Annotated in this window: 10 protein-coding genes and 1 pseudogene; 9 read left to right on the top strand and 2 right to left on the bottom strand. The window is 68.7% G+C overall.

Going from position 1 to position 12,594, the window contains the following annotated elements; all coding sequences use genetic code 11:
* Positions 1 to 745: NAD(P)/FAD-dependent oxidoreductase (locus ACK5F2_RS04845; protein ID WP_409863177.1), on the bottom strand; the 745-nt coding region annotated here is incomplete at its 3' end.
* 364 nt (positions 746 to 1,109) lie between these two features.
* Between ACK5F2_RS04845 and kdpF the strand changes: the two genes are divergently transcribed.
* The 8 genes from kdpF to kdpE all read left to right on the top strand — a co-directional run bounded on the left by kdpF (position 1,110) and on the right by kdpE (position 11,093).
* Complete coding sequence (kdpF, locus tag ACK5F2_RS04840) at positions 1,110 to 1,199, top strand: K(+)-transporting ATPase subunit F (RefSeq protein ID WP_133604332.1); 90 nt, start codon at positions 1,110 to 1,112, stop codon at positions 1,197 to 1,199.
* 1 nt (position 1,200) lies between these two features.
* Positions 1,201 to 2,952, top strand: coding sequence for a potassium-transporting ATPase subunit KdpA (kdpA, locus tag ACK5F2_RS04835; protein WP_409863175.1), 1,752 nt, complete (start codon positions 1,201 to 1,203; stop codon positions 2,950 to 2,952).
* Between the two features lie 7 nt (positions 2,953 to 2,959).
* Entirely contained in the window at positions 2,960 to 5,065 is a 2,106-nt protein-coding gene (gene kdpB / locus ACK5F2_RS04830; protein ID WP_409863173.1) for a potassium-transporting ATPase subunit KdpB, read from the top strand.
* A 16-nt stretch (positions 5,066 to 5,081) separates the two neighbouring features.
* Positions 5,082 to 5,657, top strand: coding sequence for a potassium-transporting ATPase subunit KdpC (kdpC, locus tag ACK5F2_RS04825; protein ID WP_409863171.1), 576 nt, complete (start codon positions 5,082 to 5,084; stop codon positions 5,655 to 5,657).
* Between the two features lie 153 nt (positions 5,658 to 5,810).
* Positions 5,811 to 6,629 carry a TorF family putative porin gene (locus ACK5F2_RS04820; protein WP_409863169.1) on the top strand — a complete coding sequence of 273 codons (819 nt, stop codon included), beginning with the start codon at positions 5,811 to 5,813 and terminating at the stop codon, positions 6,627 to 6,629.
* Positions 6,630 to 6,658: 29 nt separating this feature from the next.
* Complete coding sequence (locus ACK5F2_RS04815) at positions 6,659 to 7,624, top strand: magnesium and cobalt transport protein CorA (protein ID WP_409863168.1); 966 nt, start codon at positions 6,659 to 6,661, stop codon at positions 7,622 to 7,624.
* An 8-nt stretch (positions 7,625 to 7,632) separates the two neighbouring features.
* Positions 7,633 to 10,392 (top strand): DUF4118 domain-containing protein, encoded by a 2,760-nt coding sequence (locus ACK5F2_RS04810; RefSeq protein WP_409863167.1) that lies wholly within the window; start codon positions 7,633 to 7,635, stop codon positions 10,390 to 10,392.
* Entirely contained in the window at positions 10,389 to 11,093 is a 705-nt protein-coding gene (kdpE, locus tag ACK5F2_RS04805; RefSeq protein WP_409863166.1) for a two-component system response regulator KdpE, read from the top strand. The genes ACK5F2_RS04810 and kdpE overlap by 4 nt, the downstream gene beginning before the upstream one ends.
* 103 nt (positions 11,094 to 11,196) lie before the next feature.
* Here the strand turns inward: kdpE and ACK5F2_RS04800 are convergent, their stop codons facing one another.
* Positions 11,197 to 11,979 carry a type 1 glutamine amidotransferase gene (locus ACK5F2_RS04800; protein WP_409863164.1) on the bottom strand — a complete coding sequence of 261 codons (783 nt, stop codon included), beginning with the start codon at positions 11,977 to 11,979 and terminating at the stop codon, positions 11,197 to 11,199.
* A 172-nt stretch (positions 11,980 to 12,151) separates the two neighbouring features.
* Between ACK5F2_RS04800 and ACK5F2_RS04795 the strand changes: the two are divergent.
* A pseudogene (locus tag ACK5F2_RS04795) lies at positions 12,152 to 12,594 on the top strand (lytic transglycosylase); the annotation flags it as partial.

The raw sequence follows: 12,594 nt of genomic DNA, 5'->3' as shown, positions 1-12,594 counted from the left end.
GATGGGCCTCGCTCCACTCGGCCTCGGCATGCAGCAACCAGCTCTCGGCACCGCTGCGCCCGGGCTTGCTGCTGTTGCGGGCGATCCAGCGCAGCGGCCCCGCGTTGACGAAGGCGGCGTCAAAGGGCAGTTCGAGCGCCTGCTCGTACTGCAGCATCAGCGCCCAGCAGCCACGCATGCGCACCTGGTCGCAGAGCGCGGCCAGCGTGGCCGCCGGTGTGGGCAGGGTGTTCAACAAGGCCGCGGCCTGCGGCGCGGGCAGGGCCAGCAGCACGGCCGCATAGGTCTCGGGCCGCCAGCCCTGCTCGGCGAACTGCAGCTGCCAGCCGCCCTGCGGCGCCGGGCGCAGGGCCTGCAGCGTGCTTTCCAGCTGCAAGGGCAACTGCTCGGCCAGCCAGCGCGCCGGGGCCGTCATCTGCGGCTGGCCCACCCAGCGCTGCAGGCTGGCATCGGGCTGGTGGCCGGCCTGGCCGCCCAGCACCTGCAGGCGCGGCGTCCAGAGCGCGGCCACGCCGGCCCCGGTCCAGCGCGCCAGCTCGGCCTGGAAGCGCGGATCGCGCGCGGTGAAGTACTGCGCGCCATGGTCGCAGGCCCAGTCCTCGCCGCGGCGGGTGCTCATGCGGCCGGCGGGGCCGCGGCTCTTGTCGAAGAGCTGCACGTTCCGGCCTGCGGCTTGCAAGGCGCTGGCACAGCTGAGGCCGGCGAGACCGGCGCCGATCACGGCGATGGGGGCGGGGGCTTGCATGGGGGCTGTGTTGGCTTGAGGGCTGGTGATTGTGCCCATACGAAGGCTCAAGGCTTGGGCCCGCGCCTGTCCCGGCATCGGCGCAGGGGCATTCGGCCACCTGTGGGCATGTCTGGTCGCCCTGCGCTATGCCGGGCCCAGCGGCGTCCCTGAGCCGGGGCTTCGCGCGCTGTCTTTATGCTTTCTTGATACCCCCGGTGCCAGCTTCTACGACACCCTGAGGCGGCTCTTTCTAAGCTGCTCGCATCATCACTTTGTGTGAGTCGAGCACTATGGATTGGGTTTTTCTGGGCTTGAGCCTGCTGCTGTTCGGTCTGGCCCTGGGCCTGGCTGCCGCCAGCCACAAGCTGGAGGGCAAGCAGCAATGAGCGCACTGTACTGGGCCAGCGGCATCATCGCCGCGGGGCTGTTCGTCTATCTGATCGTGGCCCTGGTCCGCGCCGAGGAGTTCTGAGATGGACGGCTTGGCATGGATCAATCTGGCCCTGTTCATGGGCCTGCTGCTGCTGGCGGCCTGGCCGCTGGCCAAGTGGCTGGTCGCCGTCTGTGAAGGACGGTTGCCGCGCTGGATGGGCGCGGTCGAAGGCCTGCTGTACAAGCTGGCCGGCGTGAAGCCGGAGCAGGGGCAGCACTGGAAGCAGTACGCCATCGCGCTGCTGCTCTTCAATTTCCTGGGCCTGCTGGCCGCCTATGCGCTGCAGCGCTTCCAGGACCTGCTGCCCCTGAACCCGCAGGCCATGGCCGCCGTGACGGCGGATTCGGCCTTCAACACCGCGGTCAGCTTCGTCACCAACACCAACTGGCAGGGCTATGCGGGCGAAGCCACGATGAGCTATCTGACCCAGATGCTGGCGCTGACGGTGCAGAACTTTGTCTCGGCCGCCACCGGCATTGCCGTGGTGTTCGCCCTGATGCGCGGCTTCGCGGGCAAGCTGAAGAAGGATGTGGGCAACTTCTGGGCCGACCTGACCCGCATCACCCTGTGGGTGCTGCTGCCCATCAGCTTTGTGCTGGCCATCTTCTTTGTCGGCCAGGGCGTGCTGCAGAACCTCGAGCCCTACAAGACGGTGCAGACCCTGGAGGCCACGGCCTACCAGACGCCCAAGCTGGACGCACAAGGCCAGCCCCTGATGGACGACCAGAAGACCGAGACCCAGCAGCTCGCCATGGGCCCGGTGGCCTCGCAGCTGGCCATCAAGATGCTGGGCACCAATGGCGGCGGCTTTTTCAACGCCAACTCCAGCCACCCCTACGAGAACCCCACGCCCTTGTCCAACCTGGTGCAGATGCTGGCCATCTTCCTGATCCCGGCGGCTCTGTGCTTCGCCTTTGGCCGTATCGTCGGCGATCAGCGCCAGGGCGTGGCCATCCTGGCGGCAATGAGCATCATGTTCATCGCCGCCGTGGTGATCGCCACCGCCGCCGAGCAGGCCGGCAACCCGCTGCTGCAAGCGCAGGGCGTGGAGGCTGGCGCCGGCAATATGGAAGGCAAGGAGACGCGCTTCGGCATCAATGCCAGCACGCTCTTCGCGGTGGTCACCACCGCCGCCTCCTGCGGTGCCGTGAACTCCATGCACGACTCCTACACCCCCATTGGCGGCATGGTGCCCATGGTGATGATGCAGCTGGGCGAGGTGGTGTTCGGCGGCGTGGGCACGGGCCTCTACGGCATGCTGGTCTTCGCCATGCTGGCGGTCTTCATCGCCGGGCTGATGATCGGTCGCACCCCCGAGTACCTGGGCAAGAAGATCGAGCCCTATGAGATGAAGATGACCTCGATCGCCATCCTGATCACGCCCATCGTGGTGCTGGTGGGCACGGCCATCGCGGTGCTGAGTCCGCTGGGCAAGGCCGGTGTGGCCAACCCGGGTGCCCATGGTTTCTCGGAGATCCTTTACGCCCTGACCTCAGCGGCCAACAACAACGGCTCGGCCTTCGCCGGTCTGTCGGCCAACACGCCCTTCTACAACACCTTGCTGGGCTTCGCGATGTGGCTGGGCCGCTTCGGCGTGATCGTGCCGGTGCTGGCCATTGCCGGCTCCCTGGGTGCCAAGAAGCGCATCCCCGTGGGCAGCGGCACCTTGCCCACCCATGGTCCGCTCTTCGTCGCGCTGCTGATCGGCACGGTGCTGCTGGTCGGCCTGCTGAACTATGTGCCGGCGCTGGCCCTGGGCCCGGTCGTCGAACACCTGATGCTCTGGAAGTGAGCACCTTATGAAACAAAAGGACTTTCTTTTCGATTCCAAGCTGGTGAGCCAGGCCACAAAAGAGGCCTTCACCAAGCTGGACCCGCGCGTTCAATGGCGCACTCCGGGGATGTTCGTGGTCTATGCGGGCAGCCTGCTGACCACCGGCCTGTGGGCCGCCAGCCTGGAGAATCCGCAGCTGGCGGGCGAGGCCGCGAGCGCCACCGCAGGCGGTGGCGAGGGCTCGGGCTTCATACTGGCCATCGCCCTGTGGCTGTGGTTCACCGTGCTCTTTGCCAACTTCGCAGAGGCCCTGGCCGAGGGCCGCAGCAAGGCCCAGGCGGCCTCCTTGCGCGGCCTCAAGACCAAGACCTGGGCCAAGAAGCTGCATGAGCCCAGGCATGGTTCCCAATGGCATCCGACCCAGTCCGACGAGCTGCGCAAGGGCCATGTGGTGCTGGTGGAAGCCGGCGATCTGATCCCCCTGGACGGCGAGGTGATCGAGGGCGTGGCCTCGGTGGACGAGAGTGCCATCACCGGCGAATCGGCACCGGTGATCCGCGAGTCCGGTGGCGACTTCTCCTCCGTGACCGGCGGCACCCGCGTGCTCTCGGACTGGCTGGTGGTGCGCGTGGGCGTCAACCCGGGCGAGTCCTTCCTGGACCGCATGATCGCCATGGTGGAGGGCGCCAAGCGCCAGAAGACGCCCAACGAGATCGCGCTGACCATTCTGCTGGTGGCCCTGACCCTGGTCTTCCTGGTGGTCACCGTGACCCTGCTGCCTTACTCGATCTTCAGCGTCGAGGTGGCGGGTGCCGGCACGGTGGTCTCGGTCACCGCCCTGATCGCGCTGCTGGTCTGCCTGATCCCCACCACCATCGGCGGCCTGCTCTCGGCCATCGGCGTGGCCGGCATGAGCCGCATGATGGCGGCCAATGTGATCGCCACCTCGGGCCGCGCCGTGGAAGCGGCCGGCGATGTGGACGTGCTGATGCTGGACAAGACCGGCACCATCACCCTGGGCAACCGCCAGGCCAGCCAGTTCGTGCCGGCCCCGGGCGTCACCGAGGCCCAGCTGGCCGACGCGGCCCAGCTCGCCTCCCTGGCCGACGAGACGCCCGAAGGCCGCTCCATCGTGGTGCTGGCCAAGAGCAAGTACGGCCTGCGTGAGCGCGAGATCGGCAGCCTGGAGGCGCAGTTCGTGCCCTTCACCGCCCAGACCCGCATGAGCGGTGTGGACCTGGCCGGCGGCAGCCGCCAGCTGCGCAAGGGCGCGCAGGACGCGATCCGCAAGCATGTGGAGTCCCTGGGGGGCAGCTTCCCGCGTGAGGTGGCCACGTCCGTGGACGAGATCGCCCGCCGCGGCAGCACCCCCTTGGTGGTGGCCGATGGCGCCCGCGTGCTCGGCGCGGTGGAACTCAAGGACATCGTCAAGGGCGGCATCAAGGAGCGCTTTGCCGAGCTGCGCCGCATGGGCATCAAGACCGTGATGATCACCGGCGACAACCGGCTCACCGCCGCCGCCATTGCTGCCGAAGCCGGCGTGGACGACTTCCTGGCCGAGGCCACGCCCGAGGCCAAGCTCAAGCTGATCCGCGACTACCAGGCCGAGGGTCGCCTGGTGGCCATGACCGGCGACGGCACCAATGACGCGCCCGCCCTGGCCCAGGCCGATGTGGCCGTGGCCATGAACAGCGGCACCCAGGCGGCCAAGGAAGCCGGCAATATGGTGGACCTGGACTCCAACCCCACCAAGCTGCTGGAAGTGGTGGAGACCGGCAAGCAGCTGCTGATGACGCGCGGCTCGCTGACCACCTTCTCCATCGCCAACGATGTGGCCAAGTACTTCGCCATCATCCCGGCCATGTTCGTGGGCGTGTACCCGCAGCTGGGCGCGCTGAATGTGATGGGCCTGCACAGCCCCAGCTCGGCCATCCTGTCGGCGGTGATCTTCAACGCGCTGATCATCGTGGCCCTGATCCCGCTGGCGCTCAAGGGCGTGCCCTACCGCGCCGTCGGCGCCGCCACCCTGCTGCGCCGCAATCTGGCGATCTACGGCCTCGGCGGCCTGATCGTGCCCTTCATCGGCATCAAGCTCATCGACGGGCTGCTGGTGCTTCTGCATCTCGTCTAAGGAGGCTGCTTCCATCATGAAAGCCCATCTGCGTCCTGCTCTTGTCAGCATCGTGCTGCTCTCGGCCATCACCGGCCTGCTTTATCCCCTGGCCGTCACCAGCGTGGGACAGGGCCTGTTCCCCAAGCAGGCGGCTGGCAGCCTGATCGAGGTCGGCGGCAAGACCGTCGGCTCCGAGCTGATCGGCCAGAACTTCACATCGCCCAAGTACTTCTGGGGGCGACCCTCGGCCACCGGCCCCATGGCCAACAACGCCGCGCTGTCCAGCGGCTCCAATCAGGGCCCGCTCAATCCGGCGCTGTCCGACGCCGTCAAGGCCCGCATCGAGGCGCTGCGCGCCGCCGATCCGGGCAACAAGGCCCCGGTGCCGGCCGATCTGGTGACGGCCTCGTCCAGCGGCCTGGACCCGCACATCAGCATGGCCGCGGCGCGCTACCAGGCGCCGCGCGTGGCCCGCGAGCGCGGTCTGCCCTTGGACAAGGTGCAGGCCCTGATCGAGGACAACACCGCCGAGCGCGACCTGCGTGTGCTGGGCGAGCCGCGCGTCAACGTGCTCAAGCTCAATCTGGCACTGGACGCCAGCAAGCCCTGACATCTTTTTCCAGGCACCGGCCCCTCAAGGCCGGCGCCCGCGATGAAACCCCTGAGCGAGAGAGAAAACAGGGAGAGGGGTTTCATCGCCTTTTTTCCCTCCCGGTCTCCTTTTTCTTCAAAGAGGCGGCGCTTCATCGCTGCCGTCCGCATCATGCATACCAAGCACATCCTTGCCTCCGTCCTGCTGGTCCTGAGCACCGGCACCGTCCTGGCCCAGGCCGCGCCGGCCACCCCCGAGCACAGCCTGACGGGCAATATCGGCCTGTTCAGCGACTACCGCTTCCGCGGCATCAGCCAGACCTGGCGCCAGCCCGCCGTGCAGGGCGGCTTCGACTACGCCCACAGCAGCGGCTTCTATGCCGGAACCTGGGCCTCCAATGTCTCGGGCAACAGCTATAACAACGGCGCCGGCCTGGAGCTGGATCTCTACGGCGGGGTCAAGTTCGCGCTGTCTCAAGACCTGACCCTGGACCTGGGTGCCCTGGCCTATGTCTACCCCGGCGCCAAGTTCAACAGCGCCCCCGGCGTGCCGACCGGCGAGAAGTACGACAACGTCGACCTCTACATCGGTCTCTCGGCCGGGGCCTTCAGCGCCAAGTTCTCGGTGGCTGCCACCGACTACTTCGGCCTGAACGGCACAACCGCCGGCTATGCCTACTTCAACAGCCTGCCCGCGCGCGGCGGCTCCAAGGGCAGCAGCTATCTGGACCTGAACTACCGCTTCGAACTGGCCGAGGGTCTGACGCTGGACGCTCACCTGGGCCGGGTCTCGGTGCGCCACTACAGCGAGCTGTCCTACACCGACGTGAAGCTGGGCCTGACCAAGAGCCTGGGCGGCTTCAACCTCGGCGCCGCCCTGGTGGCCACCGATGCCGACAAGAGCTACTACCAGGCCGGCAACTCGGCGGGCCAGGACCCCAAGAAGCTGGGCAAGGCCGGCCTGGTGCTGAGCGTGCAGCGCAGCTTCTGAAGCCCTGGGCCTGAGGTGACAATGTCGCGATGCTGATCAACTGCGCCGTCTACCGCGAGGGCCACAAGCTGGCCGATCTGTCTCCCGAGGAAGTGGGAGGCTATCTGGACCAGCCCGATACCTTTGTGTGGGTGGCGCTGCGCGACGCCGACGCCGCCGAGCTGGAGCCCTGGCGGCGTTTGTTCAACCTGCACCCGCTGGCGGTGGAGGATGCGCTCAAGGGCCAGCAGCGGCCCAAGATCGACGAGTACGGCAACGATCTCTTTGTCTCCATGCACCTGATCGACTGGATCGGTGCCGAGATCCAGCGCGGCGAGGTGGCGGTCTTCGTCGGGCCGGGCTATGTGCTCTCGCTGCGCCAGCACAGTCCTCAGCACTTCTTGGGCGTGCGTGAACGCGCGGAGCGCGAGCCCGAGCTGCTGCGCCAGGGCCCGAGCTTCGTGCTCTATGCGCTGATGGATGCGGTGGTGGACCGCTACTTCCCCATCGTGGACCTGCTGGAGTCGGAGCTGGAGGAGATCGAGCAGAGCATCTTCACCAACGGTGCTGCACGCGACAATATCCAGCGCCTCTACGCGCTCAAGCGCCGGCTGATGCAGCTGCGCCGTGCGGTGGCGCCCATGCTGGAGATGCTGTCCAAGCTGCATGGCGGTCGCGTGCCGCCGGTTTGCGGCAAGTCCGAGCATTACTTTCGCGATGTGGCCGACCACCTGGCACGCATCCACGGGGCCATTGAGGCGGTGCGCGAGACCATCGCCACGGCCATCCAGGCCAATCTCTCCATGGTGGCCATCGAGGACAGCGATGTGACCAAGCGCCTGGCGGCCTGGGCCGGCATCTTCGCGGTGGCCACCGCCTTTGCGGGTATCTGGGGCATGAACTTCGAGCACATGCCCGAGCTCAAGTGGCTGTGGGGCTACCCGGCGGCCTTGGGGCTGATCGTCACGGTTTGCGGCTTGCTGTGGTATCGCTTCCGTCGCGCCGGCTGGATCTGAAGACAACGATGACGGTAGACGACGAACGTCCCGACCCCGACGCGCTGCTGGAGCAGCTGCGCGTCGAGGAGGAGAAGGCCGCGCGCGGCAAGCTGCGCATCTATTTCGGCGCCTCGGCCGGCGTGGGCAAGACCTACGCCATGCTCTTGGCCGGGCGCAAGCTGCTGGCCGAGGGCCGCCAGGTGCTGGTGGGCGTGGTGGAGACCCATGGGCGCGGCGAGACCGCGGCCTTGACCGAGGGCCTGGAGCTGCTGCCTGCGCGCCAGGTCGAGTACCGCGGGCGGACCCTGCCGGAGTTCGATCTGGATGCGGAGCTGGCGCGCCTCAAGCCCCTGGTGCTGGAGGGCCAGCCGCGCCCGCTGATCCTGGTGGACGAGCTGGCGCACAGCAATGTGGCCGGCTCGCGCCACCCCAAGCGCTGGCAGGATGTGGAGGAGCTGCTGGCCAATGGCATCGATGTCTACACCAGCCTCAATGTCCAGCACCTTGAAAGCCTCAACGATGTGGTGGGCGGCATCACCGGTGTGCGGGTGCAGGAGACCCTGCCGGATCGCTTTTTCGACGCGGCCGATGAGGTGCTGCTGGTCGACACCCCGGCCGACGAGCTGCTCTCGCGGCTGAAGGCCGGCAAGGTCTATATGGGCGCGCAGGCCGAGCGCGCCGCCAAGCATTTCTTCCGCAAGGGCAATCTGATGGCCCTGCGCGAGCTGGCGCTGCGCCGCACCGCCGACCGGGTGGAAGACGATGTGCAGGCTTGGCGCAGCCATTCGGCGATCACCCAGGTCTGGAGCACCGAGGCCGCCATCCTCTGTGCGGTTGGTCCGACGCCGCGCGCCGAGCATGTGCTGCGCAGCAGCGCGCGCCTGGCGCAGCAGCTGGGGGTCTCCTGGCATGCGGTCTATGTGGAGACGCCCGCGCTGCAGCGCCTGCCGGATGCGCAGCGCGAGCGTGTGCTGCGCCAGATGCGCCTGGCCCAGGACCTGGGCGCGGCCACGGCGGTGCTGCAGGCCCAGGACAAGGTGGCTGCGCTGGTGGCACATGCGCGTGAGCACAACCTCGCCAAGCTGGTGCTGGGGCGCAGTCCGGCCCTGCCCGGTTGGCGCCGCTTGCTGGCCGGCCGCCCCTTGTATGAACGACTGGCTGCTGCGCTGCCCGACGTCGACCTGATCGAGGTCGGCCTGCCGCCCGCAGTCGGCCAGCGGCCCGATCCGCCGCCACCATCCCCGGCCTGCGAGGGCGCCACCCGCAAAGGCGCCCGTTATGGCCTGGCCAGTGCGGCCTGCGCGCTCACCACGGCGCTGGCCTGGCCGCTGCAGAACCTGCTCGACGAGGCCAATATCGTCATGCTCTTCCTGCTGACGGTGCTGGGCGTGGCGCTGCGCCTGGGGCGCGGGCCGGCGGTGCTGGCCAGCTTTCTGAGCGTGGGACTGTTCGACTTCTTCTACGTCGCGCCGCATCTGTCCTTCGCGGTGTCGGACGTGCAGTACCTGTTGACCTTTGGCGTGATGCTGGCGGTGGGCCTGATCGTTGGCCAGCTCACCGCGCATCTGCGCTACCAGGCCCAGGTGGCGGCGGAGCGCGAGGCGCGCTCGCGCGCCCTGTTCGAGCTCACGCGCGAGCTCTCCGGCGCATTGCAGACCGAGCAGGTGGCACAGATCGCCCAGGAGCGCCTGGCGCGCGAGCTGCATGGCCGTGTGCAGATCCTGGTGTTGGGCCTGGATGAGCAGCTGCATGCGCCCCTGCCCCTGCAGTCCGTGGCGGGGGAGGAGGAGGCGCCCGATGCGGGCACGGCTCGCTGGGCCCTGGACCATGGCCAGGCTGCTGGCCTGGCCACCGACACCCTGCCGGGCAGTCCCTGGTTCTACCTGCCGCTGGCCGCGCCCATGCGCACGCGCGGCGTGCTGTGCCTGCGCCCGCGCGGACTGGAGGCGGTGCTGCGGCCCGAGCGCCGTGCCCAGCTCGACACCATGGCCAGCATCATCGGTCAGGCCCTGGAGCGTGTGCATTACGTGGAAGTGGCGCAGAACGCCCTGGTGCATATCGAGTCGGAGCGCCTGCGCAACTCCCTGCTCTCGGCGCTCTCGCACGATCTGCGCACGCCCTTGGCCGTGGTCTATGGCCTGGCCGACACCCTGGCCGCGCTGCCGGGGCTGCCGGCTCCGGCCCTGGAGATGAGCACCCAGCTGCGGCGTGAGTCGCAGCGCATCAATGCCATGGTCAGCAATCTGCTGGACATGGCCCGGCTGCAGAGCGGGGCGGTGCGTCTGCGCCGCGAGTGGCAACCTATCGACGAGGTGCTGGGGGCCGCGCTGCAGTCCATGCACAGCGTGCTGGCCGGTCATCATGTCCAGACCCGGCTGGCGCCGGACCTGCCCCTGATCGAGATCGATGCGGCCCTGATCGAGCGCGTGCTGGCCAATCTGCTGGAGAACGCCGCCAAGTACACGCCGCCGGGCAGCCGCATCGAGGTCTCGGCCAAGATCCAGGATGCGCAGCTGCAGCTGACCGTGGCCGATGACGGCCCGGGTCTGCCGGCCGGCCGGGAAGAAGCCTTGTTCGAGAAATTCACCCGCGCGCAGAGCGAGTCCAGCATTCCCGGCGTGGGCCTGGGGCTGGCCATCTGCCGTGCCATCCTGGAGGCCCATGGCGGCCGCATCTGGGCCGAGCGCTCGGCCCTGGGCGGTGCCGCCTTTGTGCTGACCCTGCCGCTGGGCCAGCCGCCGGCCCTGCCGCGAGAAGAAGAGATGGAGCGAACAGCCCGCGTATGAGTGAACCCAAACCCACCGCCCTCATCGTCGAGGATGAGCCCAGCATCCGCCGCTTCGTGCGTCTGGCCCTGGAGGCCGAGGGCTGGCAGGTGCATGAGTGCGAGACCGTGCGTCAGGGCCTGATCGACGCCGGCACCCGGCACCCCGAGCTCATCATCCTGGACCTGGGCCTGCCCGATGACGACGGGCTGAACTACCTGAAGGACCTGCGCAGCTGGTCGCCGGTGCCGGTGATCGTGCTCTCGGCCCGCACCGACGAGCAGGACAAGATTGCCGCCCTGGACGCCGGGGCCGACGACTACCTGACCAAGCCCTTCGGCGTGGGCGAACTCATGGCGCGGGTGCGCGTGGCCCAGCGCCGCGCCCAGGCCGTGGCGGCCCAGGCCGGCCAGGCCCCGGCCAGCCGCTTTGCCTTTGGCGCGGTGGAGGTGGACCTGGCGGCGCGCCGCGTGCTGCGCGAGGGTCAGGCCGTGCACCTCACGCCCACCGAATACCGCCTGCTCACCCATCTGATCGCCAACGCCGGCAAGGTGCTGACCCACCGCCAGCTGCTCAAGGCCGTTTGGGGCCCCAGCCACGTGGAGGACAACCACTATCTGCGCGTCTATATGGGCAATCTGCGCCAGAAGCTGGAGGCCGAGCCTGCCCAGCCCCGCCATCTGCTGACCGAGACGGCGGTGGGCTACCGGCTGATGCCCTGAGCGGGCGCGGGTGGGGCAGGGCTGTGCGGCGGGGAGACTATCCCCGCCCGCTGTGGATAAGTTTGTGAGCGAGCATTAGATGGGGCTCGCAAGCCCTTGATTCTTAAAGGTAAGCCCTGGACTGCTGCAGAATGAGGCAGCGGCTGTCCGGCGGGCTGACCGTGCCCTGCACGGGCAGACTCAGGGGGCGCTCCAGGCCCTCCAGCCAGTGGCGGTAGACGGCGCGTGCGCCCTGGTGCAAGAGAGCGCAGCGCGCGCCCAGATCGCGCAGCAGCTCGGCCTCGCACTGCACGGTTTCATCGGGATGGGCCAGCTCATGGCGGCCCTCGGCGCACCAGGCGCGCAGGCTCTCGGGCGTGATCTCCAGATGGCATTGCAGGCCCAGATGCGGGCCGGCGGCAAAGCCCTTGTTGAGGCTGTGGCGGCCGAAGAGCAAGCGCTGGGCGCCGCGCGGGATCTCGAAGCCCTCGTAGTGCCAGTTGAAGGTCCAGGGCCGGGCGGCGCCGTCGAAGAGGGCGCGGCCGGCGCCCGGTGTCGTCCAGAGCCGGTTCCAGCCGATCTGGGCGCGCGCATTGCGCTGGACCCGGGCACCCAGGGCCCGCGCCAGCAGCTGGGCGCCGAAGCAGTGACCCAGCACCGGCACGCCGCGGTCGATGGCATCACGCAGCAGGGCCAGCTCGGCGCGAACCCAGGGCAAGTGCTCATCGTTGGCGCTGTGGTTGCTGCCCAGCAGCACCAGGCCGGCGAACTCATCGGCGCGCCCTGGCAGGGACTCGCCCTCCGTGGAGCGCAGCAGCGTGTGGGGCAGGCCCTGCTCGCGCAGGACCTGGAGCAGATAGCCGGGGCCCTGGCTGGGCTCATGCTGCAGGATGGCAATGGGCTTCATGGACGGGGCCGGACTGTGGAACCGGCCGGTACTTGCGAGGCCTTCAGTCTGCGGCGCGCCCCCTCAAGAGGCCGCTCATATTGGGGGGCACCGCGTCAAGAAGGCATCAAGGCTGGCTAGACTGGCGGCCATGTTCAAGCTGTCGAGGCTCGCGCTGTCGTTCCCGAGGCCCGTGGCAGGTGCTTGCGCCCTGCTGGGGCTGGCTGTGCTGGTGCACCAGCCCGCCCGGGCCCAGACCGAGGCCATGCTCACCCTGGAGTCGCTGCCGCGTCCGACCATGCCGCGGGCCGAGAGTGGCCCCGTGGTGCCGTCCCAGGTGCGGCGCTGGCGCCAGGAGGCCGAGGCGGCCGAGCATGGCGAGAATGGCCGGCCGCGCGACCCGGTGCTGGCGGCCCAGCTCTACTGCCGCGCCGCACGCTTTGGCGACGCGGTGGCCCAGTACAACCTGGCCTGGATGCTGACCAATGCCCGTGGCATCGCCCGCGATGACGCCCAGGCCGCCTATCTCATTGCCGCTGCGGCGGAGCAGGGCCTGGCCCAGGCCCAGGCCATGGCCGCCCGCCTGGGTGAGCCCCTGGGCGCGCCGCCGCCCTGCCTGCGTCCGCCCGATGGTGA

Source organism: Roseateles sp. (genome assembly GCF_046300915.1).
Lineage (GTDB): Bacteria > Pseudomonadota > Gammaproteobacteria > Burkholderiales > Burkholderiaceae_C > Kinneretia.
Note: the sequence above shows the minus strand (reverse complement) of the source record. Positions and strands in the feature narration are given on the sequence as shown.

Coding starts and splice junctions, on each gene's coding strand:
- kdpB (WP_409863173.1), top strand. CDS start 2,960: ATGAAACAAAAGGACTTTCTTTTCGATTCCAAGCTGGTGAGCCAGGCC.
- ACK5F2_RS04810 (WP_409863167.1), top strand. CDS start 7,633: ATGACGGTAGACGACGAACGTCCCGACCCCGACGCGCTGCTGGAGCAG.
- ACK5F2_RS04815 (WP_409863168.1), top strand. CDS start 6,659: ATGCTGATCAACTGCGCCGTCTACCGCGAGGGCCACAAGCTGGCCGAT.
- ACK5F2_RS04800 (WP_409863164.1), bottom strand. CDS start 11,979: ATGAAGCCCATTGCCATCCTGCAGCATGAGCCCAGCCAGGGCCCCGGC.
- kdpC (WP_409863171.1), top strand. CDS start 5,082: ATGAAAGCCCATCTGCGTCCTGCTCTTGTCAGCATCGTGCTGCTCTCG.
- kdpA (WP_409863175.1), top strand. CDS start 1,201: ATGGACGGCTTGGCATGGATCAATCTGGCCCTGTTCATGGGCCTGCTG.
- kdpF (WP_133604332.1), top strand. CDS start 1,110: ATGAGCGCACTGTACTGGGCCAGCGGCATCATCGCCGCGGGGCTGTTC.
- kdpE (WP_409863166.1), top strand. CDS start 10,389: ATGAGTGAACCCAAACCCACCGCCCTCATCGTCGAGGATGAGCCCAGC.
- ACK5F2_RS04820 (WP_409863169.1), top strand. CDS start 5,811: ATGCATACCAAGCACATCCTTGCCTCCGTCCTGCTGGTCCTGAGCACC.